The organism is Polynucleobacter asymbioticus (assembly GCF_018687575.1).
Classification (GTDB): domain Bacteria; phylum Pseudomonadota; class Gammaproteobacteria; order Burkholderiales; family Burkholderiaceae; genus Polynucleobacter; species Polynucleobacter asymbioticus_C.
Genome location: NZ_CP061297.1, coordinates 330,709 through 354,092 on the forward strand (window position 1 = coordinate 330,709; position 23,384 = coordinate 354,092).

Consider the following 23,384-nt stretch of genomic DNA (forward strand, 5'->3'; position numbering starts at 1 on the left):
TTAGTTCAGCGGAAAACCTACTTTGACAATGAATTCATTGACTGAGTGGCTATCCCAAACGCGGGCATTGGAGCATTCAGCTTCGCCACCACCCATGCAGTTACCGCCTTTGAGTTGGTAACGCCAGGCGCCAGTGACCCACCAATCTTTGGCGGCGTAGTGCATATTGGGGCCAACAAAGGTTGCGCGTTGAACTTGATTTCGTAAATTCAATTCTGAGTAGTCATTATGAAAACGTGCCTCAACGCCAGCAGACCATTTGGGTGCGAATCGATAGCTAGCACCTACAAGAAAATCGAGCATCGACTCAGGTACGTTGCCATTCTCAATAAATTTCAAGCGTTCATTTGCTACCACTACGTTACCTGCCAAGATCAATCGATCGTCAATGAAGTTAGATTGCAAGAGCAAGCGCGCTTCAATTTCATCTTTGTTTCTGCCCCAGGTTGGTTCTAAATATAGACCCACACCCACTGGTGATGTCACTGGATTGGTCAGTCGATAAATGGCTTCTAGGGAGCCGCCCTCAATACCGCTTTTTCTGTAAGGGGTGGCAGGGTCATGACTGGATGGCACGCCGTAACCGCCGGTGCAACTTGAGCTATCGCCACAGGCCTCGGGGTTTGTGTAATTCTGATTTGCGCTGGTGTAATACGAATTGATGTAGCCAGCAATTTGTAAATCATTGGTCAGGCCATATTCCAACTCGGTTCTGGCAGTCCAAGCATCGTAGGTGCCAGCAGCTTGTTGTTTGTTGAGTTGCAAACGCTGCTCAAACTCGAGCTTGCCCTTGGGTTGAAGATCTAGGGTGTAAATCCATCCAAATGCGCCTTCACCCGCATTCGCGAAGGAGATGTGTAAGGCGGTAGCTAATAGGATGCTGAAGGCAACAAGTTTTTTGATGGTCATTTTCATGGTGAGGTGGGCTGGTGAATAAAAGTAAATGAGAATGATTCTCAATATACAGTAAATGAGAATAATTCTCAATTGAGAAAATGACCCTTGTTTGTCTAGGTGTTGAGATTTGTCTCCAGGGATTCCTGAGCTTGTAAGATCGGAGCTATGGATTCAGAAGCCCTTGTGAAGCTGGTCACCATAAAAATGCCTTTTGGTAAGCATGCTGGGCGCGCGCTTGCAGACTTGCCTGGTAATTATTTGGCGTGGTTTGCTCGGGAAGGATTTCCTAAGGGCGAGCTGGGTCAGTTGCTAGAGTTGATGCACACCCTGGATCACAATGGCCTGCGCGGATTATTGGCCCCTATCCAGCGGGCTCATGGAATTGCACCCCGTACTCGCGAGTAGTAAAGCTTTACTTGGAGCGAACTATGGCGATCACACGATTGCGTTCATAACTCACATTGGGTGCATCTGGCGGACTGCTTTGAGAAAGCGTGGCCTGCAATGTGCTTTGCGCCCCAATCTCCTGAGCTAGCTTTTGAGCGAGCTCGACATTACGGTCATATTGAATCTGTACGCTGGCAACCTTGCCTGCTTTGATGTTCGAGATGATCGCCGCTACCTTCTCAGGTGAGTATTGATCAAAAAAGACCGGATACCAGCCGCCTATTGCCTGCTTTGCTGCTGCACCCATCGCAGCAGCTTTAATGGCGGCAGTCTCACTAAGCCCTACGGGTAGATGAAAGTCGATGCCGGTCTTTTGAACCAGCTCAGCATAGGAGATTGGCGCACTCATTTGCGCATCATCTGTGTTTTCCACCCAATAAGCCCAAGCCAACTTTTTATTGGGATCGTAGACTAGCTTATAGATATGGCTCGGTATGGTGACTCGGCTTTTGCCAATACTGCCGGCATTTCCTACTGATCCAGTAAATACATACACATCGCCTTCTGCGCGCTTGATGTACATCCTAGTAGGCTCTTCAACTCGTTTTGCCCAGATGCCCTGATTGTTTTGTCTGGCTTGCGGCATCATGTTTGCTAAGGAGAATGACTGAGCCATTCCCCGCTCTCGCGTCATGTCCCCGGCTGGAACGTTATGCCCTCGGTCATATCCACTGCCACGATAGTCTGCCAGGAGGGCGCGTTCATGCGCTGGGAGTCTAGCCTCCTCGTAAAACTGATTCGTACGTCGTGGGTGAGGCGCCTGGAGTTGCTCGCCATTAAGGCGCTCGACGGTGTAGATCGGCTTTTTATCGGAAGGGGAATAGAAGATTGCGAAATCATCAAAGCAAAGGTCTCTCCCTATCTGGCTCGTACTCGGCACTTGCTGGGCAGGAAATAGATCTTTGCATTGATCAAATAGGGCCGATGCACTGAGTGGCAGCCAAAGCGAGCTAACTAAGAGGAGTTTGCCTATGAATTTCATTGCATGTCAGTGTAATGAGTGTCCTTCTGAGGGTGTAAAAGTTTTACACATATTGAGTGATCACATTAGCTCTGGAGCTAGTATTTATCAGGGGGTGGCCGTCTTCTATCTCAACAACCGATCTCACTACAGGGTGTGAAGAAGCGGAGATGCGCGACTTGAGGTGACGATCTAAATAACACTACCGGTAGAAAATTCAGCGCATCTGGATACTAGATATACCGGTCAGGTAGGGCTTTCGAAGCTCAACAATAGTAAAAAAGTTGGATTTTGAGGACTTTTTTATTATGTGAAATAAGTCCTCACTAACTTCTTTAAGTTACTGAAAATAAAGGATTAAATATCCAATTTGATGACCTTATTAGGGATCATCCTTATTTCAAGACCTATAAGTTATTGAAATGGATTCCTTTATTCTTGACTTGATATAAGAACCTTCTTAGGATGGCTCATGTTTTTTACTTATTGCATTGCAACATAAATCTGAGCTTTGATTTTTGGGGTGCTGCAAGACCATGAATGATTAAATGTTTTTCTGCTAATTTGAGTGAGATGCAACTGGTGCAGCCTGTAAAGGCAAGCGCTAAAGAGTTGCTGGCTCACGCACTATCTCCTGTATATCGGGTGATGAATGGCCTATTGATCGTGACTGTTTTCATGATTGTTGGACTCTGGCTTTCCGGCAACGGAACTCAAGCAGGTGCATTTGATTTAGCTCGCATCCTGGTCCCTGACGAAGCCCGCCATATGGTTTGGCAGGGTGGTTTTGCAATGCTCGATCAGTATCAGGAAGAGGCTCCCAAGGCGCTTGCTGACAAAGAAATTGCGAATGTCATCTATGGCAAGGCATCAGCTACTTCTCACAGCGGCTTGACAAGCGCTAAGCAGCAAACAGTTGCCCTCTTGATGCCCTCGGTGGCGCATGCTCAGGTAAAGCCGATTTCCCATTTGTCGGATCGCATCCCAACATCCAAAATTGACCCTCAAGCTTTGGATTCAAAGTTGATGGTGTCCATTCAAAATCAACGCGCTGTTGCTGACTTCTTTGAGAAGAAGTACAAGTTAGATCGGGCCAAGATTGAGGAATATGTTTCGAACACCGTGCTGATTGCAAAAGAAGTCAATATTGATCCAGTCTTATTGCTCGCGGTGATTTCTGTGGAGTCCAACTTTAATCCGCTCATTAAAAGCCATGCAGGTGCAGAAGGCTTGATGCAAGTGATGACTGCTATTCATAAAGATAAATATGCTTTGTATGGCGGTGCTACTGATGCGGTTAAGCCAGAAGTGAATATTCGGGTAGGCGCTTATATTCTGAAGTATTTAATTGCGACTAGTGGCTCATTGCGCAATGGCTTGAAATACTATGTTGGTGCTGCAAACGCTGAGAATGATGGTGGCTATGCTGATAAGGTCATGGCAGAAAGAAACCGCTTAATTAGTTTGTGCCAGCCAACAACGCAAAATAAATTAACACTAAACGGTAAAGACTTACGCTCCTAAGATCGATATCGTTTCTTTAGGACAAAATAAAGGCCACTCATTGAGTGGCCTTATTACTTGCAGAAGCAGGTTCGGAATTAATTCACTCCATGTAGCTCTACATCAAATACCAATGTTGCATTTGGGGGAATCACACCACCCGCACCACGAGGGCCATAGCCCATCTCTGAAGGGATGATGAGGGTGCGTTTGCCGCCAATTTTCATGCCTTGCACGCCCTGATCCCAGCCCTTAATGACATGGCCAGCACCCAAAGGAAAGCTAAATAACTGACCGCGATCGAGGGAACTATCAAACTTCTGACCTTTATGGTCAGGGGCCTTTTCATCAAACAACCACCCGGTGTAATGCACATCGACATGATTGCCGGCAGTCGCTTCTTTGCCATCACCAACAACGGTATCTATTTTTTGGAGTTCGCTCACGTTTATCTTCCTCTTTGGCTGAAATTGAAGGGCTAGTATATTCTGAGCGTAATCTTTTTGTTCGAGCAAACTCATATGACAAACTTCTGGCCTCATTCTGCATATAAAACCCTAACGGTGGGGTCTGACAAGCAATTGCAAGTGACGGATGATTTTCTGCGTACTTACTTATTGCGTCCCGAACTAAACCTAGTTCCCGAATCCTGCGCTGCTGAGCGTGCCTTGCACCAGCGCTTAAGCGAGAACCCCCGAGCAGTCATCGCCGATGAGGAAATTGCTGGAATGGCAGATCCTGATATTCAGGTGAACTATCAAGTTTGGTTGAGATACCGCGCTAAGTTATTGGCGGCCAGCTCTTTAGAAAATTTCTATATGAGCTTATTTAAAGGCGATGGTGTTGACGTGCCGCCTTTATTTATCTCTCAGTTGGCGCAAATATTTATCCGTCATATCTTGGGTGAAGATTGCCATCCATTGGATGCTCGCATGGGTGAGATCTTCTTTCGAGTGCAGAAAATCACCGTGCTCGAGGACAGCGTGGTGATGGGCGCTGATGATGAGGTAGTCACTCGCAATGCGCAGGCAGGTGAAACGGGAAATATTCTTGATCTTCTAAAGAGCAAGTCGATGTCCATGCGCTCGATTGATTTAGATGTATTGCATGAAGAAAATGCCGATCTGTATTGGGAGAAGAATGAAGATCATGATTTTGCAGTGCAGCTCAATTTTGGTCAGCCACCCATTAATCATTTTTGCCGTGTTCTTGAAAAATGGGTGCAACATTTTTTAGGCGCTCAAGTACGTATCACTCCAATGCAGCAAATCACCGATCCGAAGTGGTCTTGGCATGTTGGCCTAGATGCTGCTGCGACTGATATCTTGAATAAGCTTTACAACAAAGAGCCGGTCGATGCTGATGAGCTTGAGAAGGTCATTTGCTTATTCCGCTTAGACTTTATTGATGAGGCTGCCGTTACCCAATCTCAGGCTGGAAAGCCGGTGTATATGTGCATTGCGATGAATGATGAAAAGCAACTCAAGCTAAAGCCGCAAAACTTACTTTTCAATCTACCTTTAGCGAAGGTTTCTTAAGCCGCAGAGGAGGTGCTGACCTTCTTGCGATTGGCGCTAAGCCAAATTAACGCAGCCGCTGTCACCGCAACGGGAAGCAGCGATCCGAGATTGAGAATGTTCCAGCCCTGCGAGGTAATGAGGGCTCCAGAGCCGAAGGAAGTGAAGGCCATAGTGCCAAATACAAAGAAGTTAATGGCTGCTTGAGCCTTGTCACGTTCTTCTGGTCGGTAGGCAGTCATCGCCAAAGAGGTCGAGCCAGTAAATAAAAAGTTCCAACCAACGCCTAACAAAAATAGCGCAATTAGGAATTGATGAAAGTCGACGCCAGTCAGCGCGATTGCAATGCATACGAGATTGAGGATGACGCCAACACCCATTATTTTGACTGTGCCAAAGCGTTGAATGAGTGAGCCAGTAAAAAACCCGGGTGCGAACATACCGATGACATGCCACTCCAAGACCAGTGCTGTGTCTGAAAAAGGGAGCCCACAAATTTGCATGGCAAGTGGCGTTGCTGCCATCAGTAGGTTCATGACGCCGTAGCCCAAAGAGGCGCCAATCACCGCAACCATAAAGACGGGTTGTTGCAGAATTGTTTTGAGATTTCTGCCTGCGGACAGTGAATGCTGGGTCTTAAACTCTTCTGGGAAGTGGATGAACTGCATCACGATGATGCCAATAAAGCCCGCTATTGAAAGGGTAAGGTAAGCCCCCAAGAACGCGGTATCAAAGAAATCCTTAGTCCAAGAGGCTAGGTTGGGCCCAATCACTGCACCCAGGATGCCACCAGCTAGCACCCAGGAGACCGCCTTATCCCTTTGGCTGGCAACCGTGAGCTCAGCAGCCGCAAATCGATAGAGCTGGCCATTAGCGCTGTAATAGCCTGCAATAAAGGTACCTAGGACCAAAAGCCAGAAGTTTTTGGAAATAGCGGCGTATGCACAGAGGAGGGCTGACAAGACCGCTACCAAGAGGCCGAGCTGAAAAGAAATCTTCCGGCCAAAGTAATTTTGGGTTTTGGCTACGATGGAGGTTGAGAAGGCACCCCCCACCACATAACCCATTACAGGCAGGGTCGCCATCCAGGCAACTGGACTCAGGCTGAGGCCAACCAGGCCATTAATGGCGATAAATGTCACATTATTGGTTAAAAACAAGCCCTGGCAGAGAATCAACAGCAGGAGGTTTTTGTTGAGCAGGGGGTGCTTGTTCGTCATGTACTGCAGTTTACGATGTATACGAGCAAGGATTTAGCTCGGTGGATTCCCTTAAATTGACTGACTTCAGCCAATTTGGTGCCTAAATCCCCTTAAATTGGCGGGGTCGATGATTTAAAATAGCATTCTCGGTCCAGTGCGCGAAATGACACCCAAGACAGCCAAAAGCGCCTGAAGTGTTGCGTGCGGAATGCGAGAGTGGTTCGGTATAAGACCGAGCCCTAATATTTATCCATATCGAGGAAACATCAATGGCTTCAGAGAAATCAAAGATCATTTACACGCTGACAGATGAAGCGCCATTATTGGCGACCTGTGCATTTTTACCAATCATTCGCACCTTTACAGCACCAGCTGGAGTGCAGGTTGTAGAAAGCGACATTTCTGTTGCGGCACGTATCTTGTCAGAGTTCTCTGATTGCTTAACTGCCGAACAAAAAGTTCCTGATAATTTGGCTGAACTGGGTCGCATGACCTTATTGCCAGATACCAACATCATCAAGTTGCCGAATATCAGCGCTTCAGTTCCTCAATTGCTCGCTGCTATTAAAGAACTGCAATCTAAAGGCTACAAGATCCCTGATTTCCCAGATGATCCTAAGGACGATGCTGAAAAAGCAATTCGCACCCGTTACTCCAAGTGTTTAGGCAGCGCAGTAAACCCAGTATTGCGTGAAGGTAACTCTGACCGCCGCGCACCAAATGCGGTGAAGCGTTATGCCCGCAAGAACCCACACTCTATGGGTGAGTGGAGCCAGGCTTCCCGTACACACGTATCCCACATGCATGGTGGCGACTTCTACGCTGGTGAGAAGTCAATGACGATGACTAAGGCATGTGATGTGAAGATGGATTTGGTCACGAAGAGTGGCAAGACGATTGTTCTCAAGCCAAAAGTCTCTTTGCTTGCTGGTGAAATTATTGACAGCATGTACATGAGCAAGAAAGCACTCTGCGAGTTCTACGAAAAAGAAATCGAAGATGCTTACAAGACCGGCATGATGTTGTCCTTGCACGTCAAGGCGACCATGATGAAGGTGTCACACCCAATCGTGTTTGGTCATGCTGTCAAGATTTTCTACAAAGATGCATTTGAGAAGCATGGCAAGTTGTTTGAAGAGTTAGGCGTTAATCCAAACAACGGTATGAGCAGCTTGTACGACAAGATCAAAACTTTGCCAGAATCCAAGCGCGAAGAAATCATTCAAGACTTACATGCGTGCCATGAGCATCGTCCAGCATTGGCGATGGTTGACTCTGCTAAAGGCATTACTAACCTGCATTCACCAAGCGATGTGATCGTGGATGCATCGATGCCGGCAATGATTCGTGTTGGCGGCAAGATGTGGGGTGCAGATGGTCGTTTGCATGACACTAAAGCGGTTATTCCAGAAAGTACCTTTGCTCGCATCTATCAAGAAATGATTAACTTCTGTAAGACCCACGGTAACTTTGATCCTAAAACCATGGGTACAGTGCCTAACGTGGGCTTGATGGCTCAGCAGGCAGAAGAGTACGGCTCACACGATAAGACTTTTGAGATCCCTGAGGCTGGTGTAGCCCGCATTGTTGCGGATGACGGCACAGTATTGCTGGAGCAGAATGTAGAAGAGGGCGATATCTGGCGTATGTGTCAGGTTAAAGATGCGCCGATTCGTGACTGGGTGAAGTTGGCAGTCAACCGTGCGCGTCTGTCTAATACTCCAGCCGTATTCTGGTTGGATGAGTACCGCCCGCATGAAGCTGAGTTAATCAAAAAGGTGCAAACCTACTTGAAAGATTACGACTTAACTGGCGTAGATATTCAGATCATGTCTCAGACCCGCGCAATGCGTTTCACATTGGAGCGCGTGATTCGTGGCAAAGACACGATTTCTGTGACTGGTAATATTTTGCGTGACTACCTCACTGATTTGTTCCCAATCATGGAACTCGGCACTAGTGCAAAGATGTTGTCTATCGTGCCTTTGATGGCAGGTGGCGGTCTCTTTGAAACTGGTGCGGGTGGTTCTGCTCCTAAGCACGTTCAACAATTGGTTGAAGAGAACCATTTGCGATGGGATTCATTGGGTGAGTTTTTGGCTTTAGCTGTTTCTTTAGAAGATATCGGTGACAAGACTAATAATCAAAAAGTGAAGATTTTGGCTCGCACCCTAGATGAAGCTACTGGCACATTATTGGATAACAATAAGTCACCATCTCCACGTACTGGCGAGTTGGATAACCGCGGTAGCCAGTTCTACTTGGCGATGTACTGGGCTCAAGCTCTAGCTGCACAAACGGAAGATAAAGAACTACAAGCTCACTTTGCTCCGATTGCAAAAGCTTTAACTGAGAACGAGCAAAAAATTGTTAGTGAGCTCAAGGCAGTGCAAGGTAAACCAGCTGATATCGGTGGTTACTTCATGCCTGATCAAGCTAAGTTCAAGGCGGTGATGTGCCCAAGCACCACTTTGAATGAGATCTTGAAGACAGCAGCAGTAGCTTAATTTGCGCAGCTTCGTGAAAAGGGCAAACCGTTTGGTTTGCCTTTTTTTATGCGTCTCCTGGCTTCAATTCAGTGCCTCAGCAATAAATTGGCGGGCGTAGGAGAATGGAGCTTATTGTTGGTAAGAGATTCAATCCATTGAGGAGACTTTGATATGCGAGCCCATGAACTAAAGCAGCTTTCCCAGGAAATCACCCCTAAGGCGGTTTTTGAGGGGCGTCGCGACTTAATTAAGAGCGCTGCTGCCGGTGCTTTTGGTTTGGCTCTTGCGCCATGGTTTTCCCGTGATGCACTTGCAAGTAATGCTCAAAAATTAATCGCCACTCCAAACCCCAACTTCATTCTCAAGGATGAATCGACTAGTTATAAGTATGTGACTGGTTACAACAACTTCTATGAGTTTGGAACGGATAAATCAGATCCGGCCGCCTATGCTGAGAGCTTGCAAACGCGTCCATGGACAGTAACGATTGAAGGTTTGGTCAAAAAACCAATGACCTTGGATATTGACTCATTACTCAAGCTTGCTCCGATGGAAGAGCGCATCTATCGCATGCGCTGCGTTGAGGGTTGGTCTATGGTGATTCCATGGGATGGTTACTCCTTATCCAAATTATTGAATCAGGTGCAGCCCTTAGGTTCCGCCAAATATGTGGAATTTATTACTTTGGCAGATCGCAAGCAAATGCCAGGCTTAAAGAGCCAGATTATCGACTGGCCTTATCGCGAAGGCCTTCGCTTGGATGAGGCTATGAACCCATTGACTCTTCTGACCTTTGGTCTTTATGGTGAAATGCTGCCAAAACAAAATGGTGCCCCCGTCAGAATTGTGGTGCCTTGGAAATATGGCTTTAAAAGCGCTAAGTCGATTGTCAAAATTCGTTTGACAGAGGAAATGCCGAAGACCAGTTGGAGTCAGTTTGATGCACGCGAGTATGGATTTTATTCCAACGTCAATCCTCAGGTAGATCATCCTCGCTGGAGTCAGGCTACCGAGCGTCGTATTGGCGATCCTAAAGGTGTCTTTGCTCCTAAGATTAAAACCCAAATGTTCAATGGTTACGGTGATCAAGTGGCGAGTATGTACGCTGGGATGGATCTCAAGAAGTTTTATTGAGGCTAAGCAATCAATATAGCGTGATGAAGTTATTCATTTTTCTCTTAGCGCTATTGCCCTTAGATCGTTTGATTTGGTTGGGCTTAACCGATGGTTTAGGTGCGAACCCCATTGAGTTGATAACCCGCTCCACGGGAACTTGGGCGCTCGTTTTCTTGTGCTTAACCCTAGCGATGACGCCACTGCGTTTGCTGACGAATGCAACGGTATGGATTCGGTATCGCAGAATGTTAGGTTTATTTAGTTTCTTTTATGCATCTGTGCATTTCCTAATCTGGCTTTGGCTAGATCAAAATTTTGATTTAGTGGACATGCTGAAGGACGTGCTGAAGCGACCGTTCATCACCATGGGCTTTATCAGTCTTGTTTTGCTGATTCCACTAGCCATAACCTCCACCCATTGGGCCCAAAGACAATTAGGTCGCCGTTGGGCTTTATTGCATCGACTGATTTATCTCATTGCCTGTACTGCGATTCTGCATTATTGGTGGCATAAGGCGGGAAAGAATGATTTGGATACTGTAACAATTTATGCGCTTGTTTTGCTATTGCTGTTATGTTGTAGGATTCCTTATATTCGCAAGCTTTTGAGCAGGCGATCTACCAACTAAAGGCATTGCGCTAATGACCCTGTTTTCCCATTCTCGTGCTTCACTCATTTCCATAGTGGGCTCATTACTCATTGGACTGGGATCATCCCAAGTCATGGCGCAACCGGTGGAGCAGGGTGTGAAGATCATAGCTTCTTTGGATGTGCCGCGCTACCTAGGAACTTGGTACGAAATTGCCAAGTTTCCGAATTGGTTTCAGAAAAAGTGCGTTTCCAATACAAAGGCCGTCTATAGCGCTAAACCAGATGGCAATCTTCGAGTACTCAACAGTTGCAAAACGGCTTCGGGAGAGACCTCAGAAGCAGAAGGCTTGGCTCGTCAGATTGGTGCCAAAGATTCCCCTAAATTGGAAGTGCGCTTTGCTCCCGAGTGGCTTTCATTTCTACCTTTGGTATGGGGTGATTACTGGGTGATTGATTTGGATTCTCAATATCAGGTGGCAGCCGTGAGTGATCCTAGAAGAGAATATCTTTGGGTTTTATCCAGGACCCCGCAAATCGATCCTAAAGTCTATGCGGATTTATTGCAGCGCCTGAAGCAACAGCAATTCGACATTCAAAAACTCGAACTCACTTCCCAGAAGAATTCAGGTGTCTGAAAAGCGCATTGGTAATTATTTGCTCCCGCCCGGAATGGAGATTTTCGAGCGCGGATGGTTATCGGCAAATAATGTTTTACTATTCGGTGAACAAGACGTTTCCTTAGTTGACACTGGGTACTGTGCTCATCAACAGATGACACTGGATTTAGTTTCTAATTCACTGCAGCAGCATGGCTTAAAAACCCTCAATAAAGTAGTCAACACCCATCTGCATTCTGATCATTGTGGCGGTAATGCGGCTTTATCCGAAGTATTTGATTGCGAGATTTGGATACCGCAAGCGGAGGCCATCGCGGTGCAAGACTGGGATGAGAATTTACTCAGCTTTGAACAGCTAGGGCAAGAGTGTCCACGCTTTAGTCATCAAGCTCTCCTAGTACCTGGTGAAGAACTGATCTTGGGTCCGTACCGCTGGCAAATTCTTGCGGCTCCAGGTCATGACAACCATTCCATCATGTTGTACCAAGAGCAGCATCAAATCTTGATCTCTGCCGATGCACTTTGGGAGGAAGGCTTTGGGGTCATCTTTCCTGAGCTATGGGGTGAGGGGGGTTTTGAAGAGGTGGCACAGACCTTGGAGCTGATTGAGAGGTTGCCTGTTGCTTTAGTAATCCCGGGACATGGAAAACCTTTTACTAATGTAAAACAGTCGATTGAGACTGCAAAATCACGCTTGGATTACCTCTCAAGCGATGCTGACCGTAATGCACGTCATGGCGCCAAAGTGCTCCTCAAGTACAAGCTCTTGGAATGGCGTAGTCAGAAACTAATAGACGCTCAGCAGTGGATTGCGAGAACGCCTGTATTGGAGAATATTCGCAAACAGCTCAATATGAATGCTGAGGATTTTCAGCTTTGGTTGGTGGAGGCTTTGGTGAAATCGAAAGCAGCCATCATCGAAAAAGATTACTTAGTCAATCTTGATTAAATGGTGGGTCAGAAGTTAAACGACAGCTTGCCATAAAAAGACCAGTCGTAAACCGGATAGCTTTGCACTACCTGCTTGCTAGCACCCACTGCAAATAAAAAGCTTTTATTGAGGCGATGGGTCACCATAGCATCCAGTGGGACGAACCAGCCACCACCACCCGTGTTCCATGCTATCCCATTCTCGTCCCACAATCGAAGTTGGGTATTGGGAGTGAGATTAAAGCCTAGTGTTGGGAAGATATTGAGATTGCGAACTAGAGGTGGTTGATTGGGGTTATTGGCAAAAGAATTGCTCTTGGTATCAAAGCCGTACATATATCTCAGAAGAGGTGAAAAGTCCGAGAGAGCTGACTTACTTCCTTGGCGCGGTACATACACGGTGCCGATCTGAGGACCTGCCGCCCATTGCCCGTAATTGCCAAAGGGAAAGATAATTCGCCCGCCTAAGGTTCCCTCCCAGTTTTTTAGAACATTTGGATGATTGCCCCAGACGGTTAGCATCGTATTGCCGGCGCTGTAAGTGCCAGTCTGATGTTGTGGCAGTTCAGGCCCATAAGTTGACACGTAAGAGGTGTCGAGTCGCATGGTTCCGCGCCAGCGATCAAAGTGCAGGGGCTGGTAGTAACGCAACTTCAGAGTATCGGCTTGGGTTTGCTCACCAAACGTATCGTGGTAAGCCCAAAATTCCAGTACCCGCTGATTTGAATACTGATCAGATGCTTTTTCTAGGTCGAGAAAGCCTCCTGAGAACTTACTTTCGTCAGCCATAGCCCTTCCCGTGAATCCCAGCAGAATCAATAAAGTCAGGGTGTAGGTAAAAATCCGCAACAATCTCATATACGCAGTAATATAAATGACTCAGTCAATTACAAAAAATAAGCAGAAAAATATGGAACATACAGTTTTAGTAACCGGCGCTACCGCTGGCTTTGGGGAGGCAACTGCTAGAAGGTTTTTGGCAAATGGCCATAGAGTGATTGCTTTAGGCAGAAGGGTAGAGCGTTTAGAAGCGTTGAAGGTGTCTCTTCCTACGGATCAGCAGAACAAGCTTCTAACCTTGGCTGTGGATGTTTGCGATAGCGTGAAGGTAGATGGTCTTGCAGCAACATTGCCGGCAGACTTTGCCAAAGTGACAGTGTTGGTCAATAACGCTGGGTTGGCTTTGGGTTTGGAGCCGGCGCATCAAGCCTTTCTTACTGACTGGGATCAAATGATTGACACCAACATCAAAGGGTTGGTTCATATGACACGCGCTTTTTTGCCAGGAATGGTAGAGCGTAAATGTGGTCACGTCATTAATCTCGGTTCTGTGGCGGCAAGCTATCCCTATCCGGGTGGCAATGTGTACGGCGGAACTAAAGCCTTTGTGCAGCAATTTAGTTTGAACCTCAGGGCTGATTTAGTTGGCACACCAGTACGCGTGACTTGTGTTGAGCCGGGAATGTGTTCTGGAACTGAGTTTTCGAATGTGCGCTTTAAGGGTGATGACGACAAAGCAGACAAAGTCTATTCTGGTGTGAAGGCCTTGAGCGCAGATGATGTGGCGGAAGCTATTTACTGGTCTGCTAACTTGCCAAGTCATATGAATATTAATTTAGTGGAGCTGATGCCAGTACAACAGGCATTTAATCCTTTCCATATTCACCGTGGTGAGTTTTAAGGAAATCTAGACTGTTGGTTTCCATTTGTAAAACTGGGGATAGACGCGCATCACTACAGGTCCGTCAAAGTCCCAAGATTTACAGGTTCCCAAATACAGCGGCGGTTTATCGTCATCTGGATCAAATAGGGCGCCCGGAATAGATTGAAAAGCAGCGGTAGCGATATTGCTGAGCAGTTCTCGTAAGTGAGTGCAGCCCTTGATGCCGCCAAGATGTTCATTAATCGTTTTACGCCAACCTTTGCCAATGCGTGCGCCAATGAGCGCATTCATAGGGGGTATCACTTGCGGGCATTCAGGGTGAGGGTGGCTATCCATAGCTACCTCAATGGCTTGAATCACTAATTCAGTATTGACGGTGATACGAACCCACATATCGTGAAATGCTTGGCCGGGTTCCCAGGTTTTTCCACCGGTAGTAAAGGGGTGGAATTTGAAGTCCCGTAAATGCGCTTCAATGTCCCATAAACCATCTTCCCGAGCATATCCCTGAAAGGTGATTTCGCGGGTATGAAGTGGATTTCTGCTTGTTGGGGTGGAGAGCATGACGATAGTCGGTGAGAGTCTAAGAAGCGGTATATGACAATCATAACGGCTTCATTTGCCTTAGATCAATCTCCCGTCTTTGTAGTATTCTTCGCAACATATGGCCAAACCGATTTCTCTCGAAAAAATATTATTTAGCCAAGGCTTTGGCACCAGGCGCTATTGCAGTGATTTAGTTTATGCCGATCTCGTTAAGGTCAATGGTGTTTTGGCTGAAGATCCAGAAGAGCGTATCGCCACCGAGGGATTGATGCTCAATGTGGAGGGGCAGGATTGGGAGTTTCATGAAAAGGCTTACATCGCTCTCAATAAGCCACCAAACTATGAGTGCTCCCACAAAACGACGCACCATCCCAGTGTCTATAGTTTGCTACCAAAACCATTTGTAGAGCGAGGCTTACAGTGCGTTGGACGTTTGGATTTTGATACGACCGGTTTAATTTTGATCTCGGATGATGGCCAGTTTATTCATAAGATGACGACACCCAAGAAAAATATTGGCAAGGTATACGAGATCACTACTCCTGAGCCTATTACGCAAAAACAGATGGACCACTTGTTAAATGGTGTCGTGTTAGATGATGACCCAAAGCCCTGTTTTGCTACAGCATGTCAGCAGCTTGATGAGAATGTATTAGCCATGACTATTGTTGAGGGTCGTTACCATCAGGTGAAGCGAATGATGGCTGCCGTGGGTAATCATGTTGCCAAGCTGCACCGCACTGAAATCGGACAATACCTCATGCCTTCTGATTTGGCGGAAGGCGAGTGGCGCTGGCTTTATTCAGAAGATTTACAGAAACTATCTAAAAGTGTGGATGCCCCTCATGTCTAAACCCCAGGCCCTTGCTAATGATTTTGATTTTGCGAAAGTATTGCCTAATTGGCGCGTAAATCTAGCAACTCAAGAGTTGGAGCGGACATTTGTATTTAAGGATTTCAAGGCTGCATTTCAATTCATGACTCTGTGCGCAAACTTCGCGGAGGGGTTAGATCACCATCCAGATTGGTCCAATACTTGGAATAAGGTGTCAGTTCGCTTGAGCACCCATTCAATGAAGGCCTTGACTGATCTCGATATCTCCATGGCAACTGCCATGGATCAATACGCTCTTCAAATCTCGGCTTAATTCGCTTTACTGAACTTCCTCGTCATCTTCATCTTCTGAGGTGATGCTCATGAGGATCGTTGCCAGAAGGCCGTAGACAACTTCAGTAGCGATCATGCCATCTTCATCAAGCTCATCGATCAGGTCGTTTAAACAATCTTCTGTAGGCTCATTTAAGAGTGTCATGGCGCATTCGCACCCATAGTCAAAATCTTCGTCGTTTTGGGTTTGAGTATCGTTCGTCATAAGAATCCTTTAAGTGATGCTGCAGAATAGCAAATAAAGCTTCGCGCGCCCAGCTCTATTATTTGAGTAGCGCGAGAACTTCTTTGAACGCTGGATTTTGAGCTGTCTTAAGCCACTCAAACCCGAGCATTTCACCGGTAATGAGCCGCGCTCCTGCAATTTGTAGTCGCTCAAGTGCAATTTGCTTATCGAGTGGGCGACGTGAGCCAACACCGTCCACCACTATCGAAACATCGTAACCCTCATCAATTAACTTGAGAGCGGTTTGCATTAAGCAGACATGGGTTTCACAGCCCATCAAAATGCATTGCTGACGATTGCTGGGGATGGATTGAATTAAGCCATCGGCACAGGCATTGAAATGCTCTTTATGAATCGTTTTGCTACAAAAAATCCGAATAGATTCGATATTAGCCCCCAGACTTTTTGGACTTTGCTCCGTGGCAATAATCGGAATCTTGAGTAGTTGAGCAATTTGAGCGGTACGGATACATTGCTTGAGAACAGCCTCGCCTTGATCAATAGCTGGCATCAGGCGCCCCTGCAAATCGATCAAGATGAGGATCGAAGTTTCTGGATGAATTTGATTTGATGTGTTCACAGTAGCAGGCTCACGGTTTTAAAGTCGGGGTCATCATCTAGGTTGGTGATCTGAAAGCCCAGATCAGAGACTAGATTGAGCATTCGTAAATTCTTACTCAAAACGTATCCAAGCATTTCTTGTATTCCATTTTCTTTTGCATACCCTATGAGGTCAAGCATCAAATGTGTACCAACGCCATGTGCTGAATGGTTATCACTCACGCTGAGAGAAAACTCGCAAATATTCTGATTGGGGAGCGTCACATACCGAGCAATTCCGATAGGCTCCTCCACTCCAGACTGGTTTGATAGGATTGCAAGCAAAGCCATTTCACTCTTGTAGTCTAGATCCAATATGTCATCCAGAAAATCATCTGGCAGTTTAGAGATTGCATGGGCAAATCGGAGGTAGCGACTTTCGGGTGAGAGGTGGTTGAATAGCTCAATAATTCGATCTCGATCATCTAATTGAACGGGACGAATCAGATAGTGATTTCCATCGCCGAGCGCAATAGCTCTATTGGTAAACGAGTTCGGCGTATTCATGGATTGAGATATACAAGTCTAGATATTTCAGCATACCCTTTTTATCTATTTGCTCAAACCCTTTTAGTCCTAAAATAGAGATCTACTTATTTCACCTTCGGCAAGTCCCTCATGATTTCTTTGGTTCAGGCTTTTCATGACCACTCTTTCGCCTTTTTTGTATTGGCGTCCATCAGCGTCATTGTTGTTGGGATTTCTAAAAGCGGGTTTGGTGCTGGCTTGGGAGTGCTGTCATTACCCCTGATGGCGAGTCAGTCCAGCATCCATGAAGCCCTTGCTATCTTATTGCCACTTTTAATTGCAATTGATTTGGTGGGATTAAGGCGATTTTTGAAAAACGCTGATTGGCGAATACTGAAGTTGGTCTTATTGCCAGCTGCGTTTGGAATGCTATTGGGTTACCTCTTCTTCTCTGTCATTACCCCTAAAATCCTTTCTCTCTCGATCGGCATTTTTACCTTACTATTTTTAATTCAGAGCGTGGTGATGTCGCGCTTGGATCTGAAAGGGGCTAAGCCATTCCCTTGGCTTGGAAGATTAATGGGGGGTGTGTCTGGCTTCACCTCTTTTGTTGCCCATATAGGTGGCCCTCCAATTACAATATATATGCTGAGGGAGAGGGTTTCTCCGATGATCTATACCTCTACATTGGGTATATTTTTTACGGTGATGAATTTTGGTAAGTTAGTTCCCTATGCTTATCTTGATTTACTCAACCTAGATCAGTTGGCCACATCAATACTCTTATTGCCTTTGGTGCCGGTAGGTGTGTATTTAGGATTTTATTTAGCTGGGAAGATTTCAGTAAAGTGGTACTACATCATTGTGCAAATTTTCTTATTGATCGCGAGTATTAAATTAATTGCTGATGGCTTGCTTGCTTAAGAAGATAAAAGAAAAGAAAAGCTTAACTCAGAAAAATTGATGAATACTCTCACTAGACTCAAAGCGCTTACCATTTTTGTAATGACTTTTAGCTTTTCATTTCCAATGACTGCTATTGCGCAGACATTCTCACCCTACACTCCCGAGCAAATCCAAGAGTTTAATAATCAGCCCCTTGCCCCCGTGGAGACTCCCGCAGGACCTGTTTACTTGGTATCACCGCCTGTAAGTCAGAAGCCGACTGCACCTTTTGATTCTCGCTACATCAAAAATCCAGATGGAGAAGAACAGGCGGAAGCTCAGGGCGCGGAGTCTGCTGCACCCTTTGAACCTATTCCTGCAACCTTCACCTTTTAGCATTTGCTAACTGTTAAGATTACTTCTACATTTTAGAAAAGAGTTATTCATGAAATTCCACACCATTCGTTTTCTTGCTGGTGCCTTGCTGGCAATCGGCTTTGTAGGTTCTTCTCATGCTCAGAATGCGCTGCCAATCAATGCCGCTGCTTCTGTTAATGGTTTCATCATCACGAACGATGTAGTTGAGCAAGGTATTCAGGCGGCATTGTCTCAAGGTCAAAAGGATTCTCCAGAACTCCGTAAAGCAGTTTTGGGGAAGATGATTGAGATTTCTCTTCTATCTCAGCAGGCTGAAAAAGATGGGCTGGCTAATTCTGATAGAGCCAATAGTCAACTAGCTCTCATTCGTCAAAATTATTTAGCAGATCTAGAGCTATCTACTTACATGTCAAAAAATCCAGTAAGCGATGCGGATATTCAGGCTGAGTACAACCGCGAAATCGCCTCTCTGGGAGCGCAGGGCATGATTGTGGAATACAAGGTAAGTGATATTGCTGTTGCTACTGAAGCAGATGCGCAAGCTGCGCTAGCCAGAATTAAAAAGGGCGAGTCTTTCGATAAAGTAGCTAAGAGTGTTTCACTCGCGCCAAATAAAGTTCAGGGCGGTGCTGTAGGTTGGGTGCAAGCAGGGCAGACTTTGCCGCAGATCGCCAGCGTATTGGTAACCCTATCTAAGGGTCAAGTCTCTCCAGCACCGATTCAGATGCCTCAGGGCTGGTATTTAATTAAATTGGAAGATAAAAAATCCAGCAAGCCGCCAACTTTTGAGCAGGCTAAAGCAGCTATTCGCAATGGTTTGCTGCAGAAGAAGCAGTTTGAATTCTTATCCCAATTGCGTCAGGGTGCGAATATCGTCGTACGCTAAGTCAATCTAAGTTAGATTGAGATCTTAAAAGAGTGCCTGAGGGCGCTCTTTTCCATTGCTGCTAGCCTCTAGTGGTATTTCTCTATCTCAATAGAGCGCATTCAGGAGTAGATTGAAAAAATCACTGATTAAATAAGGGGAGCGCAAATGAGCAAGAATCCATTTGATTTGGGTGGAATGGCAAATCAAGCCAAGAGCATGAAAGCTGCTCAAGCAGCAGGCCAGGCTGCTCTCACCAGCGCTCAAGAGATTGCCCAGCTCAATCAGCGAGCCGCACAAGAGCTTTCTGCGCGATTACAAGCCAAGGTAGCGGAGTTGATGAAAACGCAAGATCCTAAAGCGGCGTTTGATTATGTTCATGCTGAAGTCTTGCAAGACGCTGCAAAAGAAGTTGCCGAGTATCAAGCGCAACTTTTTCAAGCTTTAGCAAGTGGTAACCAGGAGCTGGCAAAAATTGCAGAAGCTATGATTAAAGAATCGCAGCATGATCTCATTCATTTTGTTAACGAGGCCACACAAAATGCTCCAGCAGGCACTGAGCCATACACCTCTGTATTTAAAGCTTCCTTTAATAATGCGCTGCAGAATTTTGAATTAATACGCGCAGCCATGGCCGACTCATTTGTGAGCTTTGAGAAGAGTGTGGAAAATATGAGTCAGTTCTCTGCTGTGCAAAAAGGCGGCGCAGTACAAAAGCAGAAAAAGAAATAAGACTACTTGCCGTAATCAGCCCACTATGGATTGCAGTGGCTACACAAAGAGGGGTTGGCAAACTGAATTACTTTCATCCCTTCTGAGTTCTGATGATCGCACTTCAGGCAGCCCCATATTTTTGCAATCTCTTGCTTAGTGGGCATGCCACACGCATTACAAGGTAAACCTCGCTGAATATCCTTAATCCAGTAGCCTGGAGTTTGGCATGCTGGGCATAAGGAATTGATCTTTTTTGCAAGATCTATGGTTGCTTGCCGTATAGCTTCCATCCGGGTTGGATTGGCGAATGCCCTCAGATCATTTTCAACATACACAACGCCTTTGGATGAGTGTGCTGAGGCCCATTCAAAAGCATCCTTGAGTTGCTCGATATTACTAATATTCTTGATAGATCGTGGGTGATATTCATCCGTTGGTTTTATGACGAGATGGTGGGACGGAAAAAGTGCTGTGTGCGAAAAGTTTTCTAATTCTTCCCAGCGATTGACATAGGCATGAGCATTTTGAGCGGGACCACTATAAAACCCCGTCATCTCTAGTTGGAGTGCTTGGTCGATGAAGATCACTAATTCTTGATTCCATGACAGCATCCCGGTATATGGATCGGCAACAAAGGCCCCTTCATTTGCTAGACCAAGATCTGTGCCCACCAACTCCATACCAATTTGAGCTTTCTTGCGTGCGGCATCTAGTTGGCTGCCATATCTTGGAGCCTCCAGGGTAAACGTCCCTAGTAAATCTGTATCGTAAGCATCGGTATGCTGTATCTGAAGTCCAATGCTGGGTTGAAGAACTTCATTGAGCACCAGCTCTTTGCCATGCTTTGTTAAAACACTCGCGATTCGATTGGAATATGTATTCATCAGAATATCTCTAAATAGAGTTCATATCCTCACTAAACAACCAGTTTTGCAATCATGGCATAAAGCGGAATGCCTAAAATAATATTGAATGGGAAGGTGATTCCTAAGGACATTCCCATATAGAGCGCTGGATTTACTTCAGGCAATGCATGTCGTAGAACTGCTGGTACCGCAATATAAGAGGCGCTAGATGCCAACACCATCAGCAAAATGGTATTACCCAGTGGCAAGCCAAGCAGTTTACAGAATGCTAATGCGATCAGAGCATGTGAGAGCGGCGAGGCAATTGCATAGAGAAGGGTGATGGGTGGCTTGCCTCTTAGGCCTTTAATATTTCGAGCTGCCATGAGACCCATGTCCAGCAGAAAAAATGCGAGCATCCCTTTAAAGAGATCTATTGAGAATGGCGCCATTAATTTTTGGCCGGCATCCCCGCTGACCAAACCAACTACCATCGAACCTAGCAGCAATAGTTGAGCGCCATCGGTGAAGGATTCATGCAGTATTTTGGAGATGCCAGTTTGCTCAGCCTTGATTTGGTGTTGAGCTGCATGTGCAACCCGAGCTTTGTTTGCCAGCACAATTGCCAAGATGATCGCTGGAGACTCCATGAGCGCCATCGCCGCTGCCATGTGACCGCCATAGCTAATATCGAATTGGTTTAAGTATTGGGTTGCTGTGATGAATGTAACCGCACTAACAGACCCGTAAGTTGCGGCAACTGCTGCGGCATCAAATGCATTGAGTTTAGTTCTGAGGATGTAATAGCCAATGATCGGGATGAGGACAGCAAGAAAGACTGCAAGCCCAAGTGATAGAGCAATTTCTGCAGTAAAGCCGGATTTATGTAAGGCAAAACCGCCCTTTAGGCCTAAGGCCATTAATAGATAGAGCGATAGAAACCGAGCTATCGGTTGCGGAATTTCTAAGTTCGATTTAATGGCGCCAGCAAATGCGCCAAAGATAAAAAATAGAATTGCGGGATCTAAAAAACTTGCCATAACTTAGCGCCTAATAATTGCTTCTACTAACGGATGCTGAATTTTCTTCTCAGAGCGAATCGCGTAAAAATATTCGAAGATGTCTTCGCACTTACCAATCAGTTCAATATGGTAGGTCTCTTTTAAATCCTTTTTGATGCTCTCTCCAGCAGGAAATACGCCAAGACCACTGGCTGCAAAAGTTTTTAGTAGGGCGCTGTCCTCAAACTCTCCAGCAATATTGGGTTTGATGCCATTTTGATCGAACCATTGGTCAATTAAATGTCGAACTTTTGAGTGGGAGGTTGGCAATAGGATGGGAAGATCATTCAGGCAGGCAGGAAAAGCTTTTTTAGATTGCTTGAGCAACTTCTTGGGGCCAAACCAGGCAATCGATGACTTCATGAGCTCTTCGCTGTAGACATGAAGATTTTTATTAATGGGGGCAGGCCTGTCAGCCAGCACAATATCTAATCTATGTAGGGCTAAATCAGCCAACAGATCCTCAAATTCCCCTTCATGCGCAATGAGCTGGACATCATTTTTTTCTAGAATGGGCTCTAGTAACTGCTTGGTGACTAGCTTTGGTAAGCCATCAGATACGCCTACTGTAATTTTTGTTTTGGGAGAGCTTGCTGCTTCCCGCACCGCCTCTGGGAGCCTCTCTCCCAAAAGAAAAATTTGATCGGCAATGGCTAGGGCTGCAAAGCCTGATTCAGTCAGGGCGATCCCTCGGCCAGCGGGTTTAAATAGTAAATAGCCAAGCGACTTTTCTAATTCATGCACTTGGGCGCTAATGGTTTGAATTGCAATGTTAAGGCGCTCAGCTGCCTTAGACATGCTGCCTTCCTTGGCTACAACCCAAAAGTAATACAAATGACGGTAGCTATAGAGCATTTTGATTGTCAGTTTTTTACGAAATTATTATCAATATATCTCTGCTTTTTGTTAAGTGCAAATCGGCCTAAATTACCCCTATTGAAACCCATGGAATTCATGGGTAATCCATTAGGAGACGAAATTGGAATTATTTAGCCCGGAATTCTTCTCGGCATTGTTAGCAATCATTGTGATTGACTTGGTGCTTGCAGGAGACAACGCAATTGTGATTGCAATGGCTGCGCGCAACCTCCCGGCACATCTTCAGAAAAAAGCGATCTTATGGGGTGCTATCGGTGCTATTGCAGTCAGAAGCGCCATGACTCTCTTAGTAGTGTATCTACTGAAGATTCCAGGGTTGATGCTGGTAGGCGGCTTGCTCTTGGTTTGGATTGCTTATCGTTTATTAAGCCCCAGCCAAGATCAGGATGAGCATGGCCAAGCCTCTACTACCTTCTGGGGTGCCATGAAAACGATTGTGATTGCAGATGCCATTATGGGTTTGGACAATGTGCTCGCGGTGGCCGGCGCTTCACACGGCAGTTATGTGCTCGTTGTGCTCGGATTATTGATTAGTATTCCGATTGTTATCTGGGGCTCTACACAAATACTCAAGCTGGTTGAGCGCTTCCCTTCAGTCATTTACTTGGGCGCTGGAGTGCTGGCATGGACGGCTGCAAAGATGATCATTTCGGAGCCGATGTCCAAAGATTGGCTTTCATCACAGAACCCAGCTTTGGAATACGTGATTCAAGTGGCAGTTGTAGCTGGCGTCTTAATTGGTGGATACCTAGCCAGTAAACGTGCAGTAGAAACAGCATCGCCTTAGACTCAACAGCCTAATAAGCTAGTTCTCT

Annotated in this window: 28 protein-coding genes; 16 read left to right on the forward strand and 12 right to left on the reverse strand. The window is 46.0% G+C overall.

Going from position 1 to position 23,384, the window contains the following annotated elements:
• Positions 1–909 carry a DUF6662 family protein gene (locus tag AOC19_RS01795; RefSeq protein ID WP_251368054.1) on the reverse strand — a complete coding sequence of 303 codons (909 nt, stop codon included), beginning with the start codon at positions 907–909 and terminating at the stop codon, positions 1–3.
• A 153-nt stretch (positions 910–1,062) separates the two neighbouring features.
• Here AOC19_RS01795 and AOC19_RS01800 point away from each other — a divergent pair, with 153 nt between their 5' ends.
• Positions 1,063–1,302: a DUF3820 family protein gene (locus AOC19_RS01800; RefSeq protein WP_215377100.1), complete on the forward strand. Its 240-nt coding sequence runs from the start codon at positions 1,063–1,065 to the stop codon at positions 1,300–1,302.
• Positions 1,303–1,309: 7 nt separating this feature from the next.
• Here AOC19_RS01800 and AOC19_RS01805 read toward each other — a convergent pair whose 3' ends face one another.
• Positions 1,310–2,326, reverse strand: a complete 1,017-nt coding sequence (locus AOC19_RS01805; RefSeq protein ID WP_215377102.1) for a DNA/RNA non-specific endonuclease — start codon at positions 2,324–2,326, stop codon at positions 1,310–1,312.
• A 519-nt stretch (positions 2,327–2,845) separates the two neighbouring features.
• Between AOC19_RS01805 and AOC19_RS01810 the strand changes: the two genes are divergently transcribed.
• Positions 2,846–3,829 carry a lytic transglycosylase domain-containing protein gene (locus AOC19_RS01810; RefSeq protein WP_215377103.1) on the forward strand — a complete coding sequence of 328 codons (984 nt, stop codon included), beginning with the start codon at positions 2,846–2,848 and terminating at the stop codon, positions 3,827–3,829.
• Positions 3,830–3,906: 77 nt separating this feature from the next.
• On the opposite strand, the gene AOC19_RS01815 is transcribed toward AOC19_RS01810, so the two are convergent.
• Complete coding sequence (locus tag AOC19_RS01815) at positions 3,907–4,254, reverse strand: FKBP-type peptidyl-prolyl cis-trans isomerase (protein WP_015420544.1); 348 nt, start codon at positions 4,252–4,254, stop codon at positions 3,907–3,909.
• A gap of 75 nt (positions 4,255–4,329) precedes the next feature.
• On the opposite strand from AOC19_RS01815, the gene AOC19_RS01820 reads away from it, so the two are divergent.
• Complete coding sequence (locus AOC19_RS01820) at positions 4,330–5,346, forward strand: DUF6352 family protein (protein ID WP_215377104.1); 1,017 nt, start codon at positions 4,330–4,332, stop codon at positions 5,344–5,346.
• Here the strand turns inward: AOC19_RS01820 and AOC19_RS01825 are convergent.
• Entirely contained in the window at positions 5,343–6,545 is a 1,203-nt protein-coding gene (locus AOC19_RS01825; protein ID WP_215377105.1) for an MFS transporter, read from the reverse strand. The two genes, AOC19_RS01820 and AOC19_RS01825, sit on opposite strands and share 4 nt — an antisense overlap.
• Before the next feature lie 251 nt (positions 6,546–6,796).
• On the opposite strand from AOC19_RS01825, the gene AOC19_RS01830 reads away from it, so the two are divergent.
• The 5 genes from AOC19_RS01830 to AOC19_RS01850 all read left to right on the forward strand — a co-directional run bounded on the left by AOC19_RS01830 (position 6,797) and on the right by AOC19_RS01850 (position 12,290).
• Complete coding sequence (locus AOC19_RS01830; protein WP_215377106.1) at positions 6,797–9,034, forward strand: NADP-dependent isocitrate dehydrogenase; 2,238 nt, start codon at positions 6,797–6,799, stop codon at positions 9,032–9,034.
• 153 nt (positions 9,035–9,187) lie between these two features.
• Positions 9,188–10,150, forward strand: coding sequence for a protein-methionine-sulfoxide reductase catalytic subunit MsrP (msrP, locus tag AOC19_RS01835; protein ID WP_215377107.1), 963 nt, complete (start codon positions 9,188–9,190; stop codon positions 10,148–10,150).
• A 23-nt stretch (positions 10,151–10,173) separates the two neighbouring features.
• Positions 10,174–10,761 carry a sulfite oxidase heme-binding subunit YedZ gene (locus tag AOC19_RS01840; RefSeq protein ID WP_215377109.1) on the forward strand — a complete coding sequence of 196 codons (588 nt, stop codon included), beginning with the start codon at positions 10,174–10,176 and terminating at the stop codon, positions 10,759–10,761.
• 13 nt (positions 10,762–10,774) lie between these two features.
• Positions 10,775–11,359: a lipocalin family protein gene (locus AOC19_RS01845; protein WP_215377111.1), complete on the forward strand. Its 585-nt coding sequence runs from the start codon at positions 10,775–10,777 to the stop codon at positions 11,357–11,359.
• Complete coding sequence (locus AOC19_RS01850; RefSeq protein WP_251368055.1) at positions 11,352–12,290, forward strand: MBL fold metallo-hydrolase; 939 nt, start codon at positions 11,352–11,354, stop codon at positions 12,288–12,290. The genes AOC19_RS01845 and AOC19_RS01850 overlap by 8 nt, the downstream gene beginning before the upstream one ends.
• Positions 12,291–12,298: 8 nt before the next feature.
• On the opposite strand, the gene AOC19_RS01855 is transcribed toward AOC19_RS01850, so the two are convergent.
• The gene (locus AOC19_RS01855) at positions 12,299–13,129 is read right to left on the reverse strand and encodes a hypothetical protein (protein ID WP_251368056.1); all 831 of its coding nucleotides are present in this window, start codon (positions 13,127–13,129) and stop codon (positions 12,299–12,301) included.
• Positions 13,130–13,181: 52 nt separating this feature from the next.
• Here AOC19_RS01855 and AOC19_RS01860 point away from each other — a divergent pair, with 52 nt between their 5' ends.
• Positions 13,182–13,952, forward strand: coding sequence for an SDR family oxidoreductase (locus AOC19_RS01860; RefSeq protein ID WP_215377113.1), 771 nt, complete (start codon positions 13,182–13,184; stop codon positions 13,950–13,952).
• Positions 13,953–13,958: 6 nt separating this feature from the next.
• Here AOC19_RS01860 and AOC19_RS01865 read toward each other — a convergent pair whose 3' ends face one another.
• The gene (locus tag AOC19_RS01865) at positions 13,959–14,498 is read right to left on the reverse strand and encodes a DUF2889 domain-containing protein (RefSeq protein WP_215377114.1); all 540 of its coding nucleotides are present in this window, start codon (positions 14,496–14,498) and stop codon (positions 13,959–13,961) included.
• A gap of 100 nt (positions 14,499–14,598) precedes the next feature.
• Between AOC19_RS01865 and AOC19_RS01870 the strand changes: the two genes are divergently transcribed.
• Together AOC19_RS01870 and AOC19_RS01875 are read left to right on the forward strand one after the other, a co-directional pair.
• Positions 14,599–15,333 carry a pseudouridine synthase gene (locus tag AOC19_RS01870; RefSeq protein WP_215377116.1) on the forward strand — a complete coding sequence of 245 codons (735 nt, stop codon included), beginning with the start codon at positions 14,599–14,601 and terminating at the stop codon, positions 15,331–15,333.
• Positions 15,326–15,628 (forward strand): 4a-hydroxytetrahydrobiopterin dehydratase, encoded by a 303-nt coding sequence (locus tag AOC19_RS01875; protein ID WP_215377118.1) that lies wholly within the window; start codon positions 15,326–15,328, stop codon positions 15,626–15,628. The genes AOC19_RS01870 and AOC19_RS01875 overlap by 8 nt, the downstream gene beginning before the upstream one ends.
• Before the next feature lie 6 nt (positions 15,629–15,634).
• Here the strand turns inward: AOC19_RS01875 and AOC19_RS01880 are convergent, their stop codons facing one another.
• From AOC19_RS01880 to AOC19_RS01890, 3 genes are read right to left on the reverse strand one after another with little or no spacing between them, the layout of a single operon-like run.
• A complete protein-coding gene (locus AOC19_RS01880; RefSeq protein WP_046329638.1) occupies positions 15,635–15,853 on the reverse strand; it encodes a hypothetical protein in 219 nt (72 codons plus the stop codon).
• 58 nt (positions 15,854–15,911) lie between these two features.
• The gene (locus AOC19_RS01885; protein WP_251368057.1) at positions 15,912–16,454 is read right to left on the reverse strand and encodes an isochorismatase family protein; all 543 of its coding nucleotides are present in this window, start codon (positions 16,452–16,454) and stop codon (positions 15,912–15,914) included.
• Entirely contained in the window at positions 16,451–16,981 is a 531-nt protein-coding gene (locus tag AOC19_RS01890; RefSeq protein WP_215377119.1) for a GNAT family N-acetyltransferase, read from the reverse strand. The genes AOC19_RS01885 and AOC19_RS01890 overlap by 4 nt, the downstream gene beginning before the upstream one ends.
• Before the next feature lie 111 nt (positions 16,982–17,092).
• Here AOC19_RS01890 and AOC19_RS01895 point away from each other — a divergent pair, with 111 nt between their 5' ends.
• From AOC19_RS01895 to AOC19_RS01910, 4 genes are all read left to right on the forward strand, one after another.
• Positions 17,093–17,866, forward strand: coding sequence for a sulfite exporter TauE/SafE family protein (locus tag AOC19_RS01895; RefSeq protein WP_215377121.1), 774 nt, complete (start codon positions 17,093–17,095; stop codon positions 17,864–17,866).
• Between the two features lie 81 nt (positions 17,867–17,947).
• Entirely contained in the window at positions 17,948–18,223 is a 276-nt protein-coding gene (locus AOC19_RS01900) for a hypothetical protein (protein WP_251368058.1), read from the forward strand.
• Positions 18,224–18,272: 49 nt separating this feature from the next.
• A complete protein-coding gene (locus tag AOC19_RS01905) occupies positions 18,273–19,091 on the forward strand; it encodes a peptidylprolyl isomerase (RefSeq protein ID WP_215377123.1) in 819 nt (272 codons plus the stop codon).
• A gap of 147 nt (positions 19,092–19,238) precedes the next feature.
• On the forward strand, positions 19,239–19,802 hold the full coding sequence (locus tag AOC19_RS01910) for a phasin family protein (RefSeq protein ID WP_215377125.1): 564 nt from the start codon (positions 19,239–19,241) through the stop codon (positions 19,800–19,802).
• Positions 19,803–19,825: 23 nt separating this feature from the next.
• Here the strand turns inward: AOC19_RS01910 and AOC19_RS01915 are convergent, their stop codons facing one another.
• The 3 genes from AOC19_RS01915 to AOC19_RS01925 are packed head-to-tail and all read right to left on the reverse strand — an operon-like array spanning position 19,826 to position 22,545.
• A complete protein-coding gene (locus AOC19_RS01915) occupies positions 19,826–20,668 on the reverse strand; it encodes a DUF6671 family protein (protein ID WP_215377127.1) in 843 nt (280 codons plus the stop codon).
• A gap of 32 nt (positions 20,669–20,700) precedes the next feature.
• Positions 20,701–21,669, reverse strand: a complete 969-nt coding sequence (locus AOC19_RS01920; RefSeq protein ID WP_215377129.1) for a sodium-dependent bicarbonate transport family permease — start codon at positions 21,667–21,669, stop codon at positions 20,701–20,703.
• 3 nt (positions 21,670–21,672) lie between these two features.
• Positions 21,673–22,545, reverse strand: coding sequence for a LysR family transcriptional regulator (locus AOC19_RS01925; RefSeq protein ID WP_353055745.1), 873 nt, complete (start codon positions 22,543–22,545; stop codon positions 21,673–21,675).
• Positions 22,546–22,669: 124 nt separating this feature from the next.
• Between AOC19_RS01925 and AOC19_RS01930 the strand changes: the two genes are divergently transcribed.
• Positions 22,670–23,356, forward strand: coding sequence for a TerC family protein (locus AOC19_RS01930; protein WP_215377131.1), 687 nt, complete (start codon positions 22,670–22,672; stop codon positions 23,354–23,356).
• Positions 23,357–23,384 lie beyond the last annotated feature (28 nt).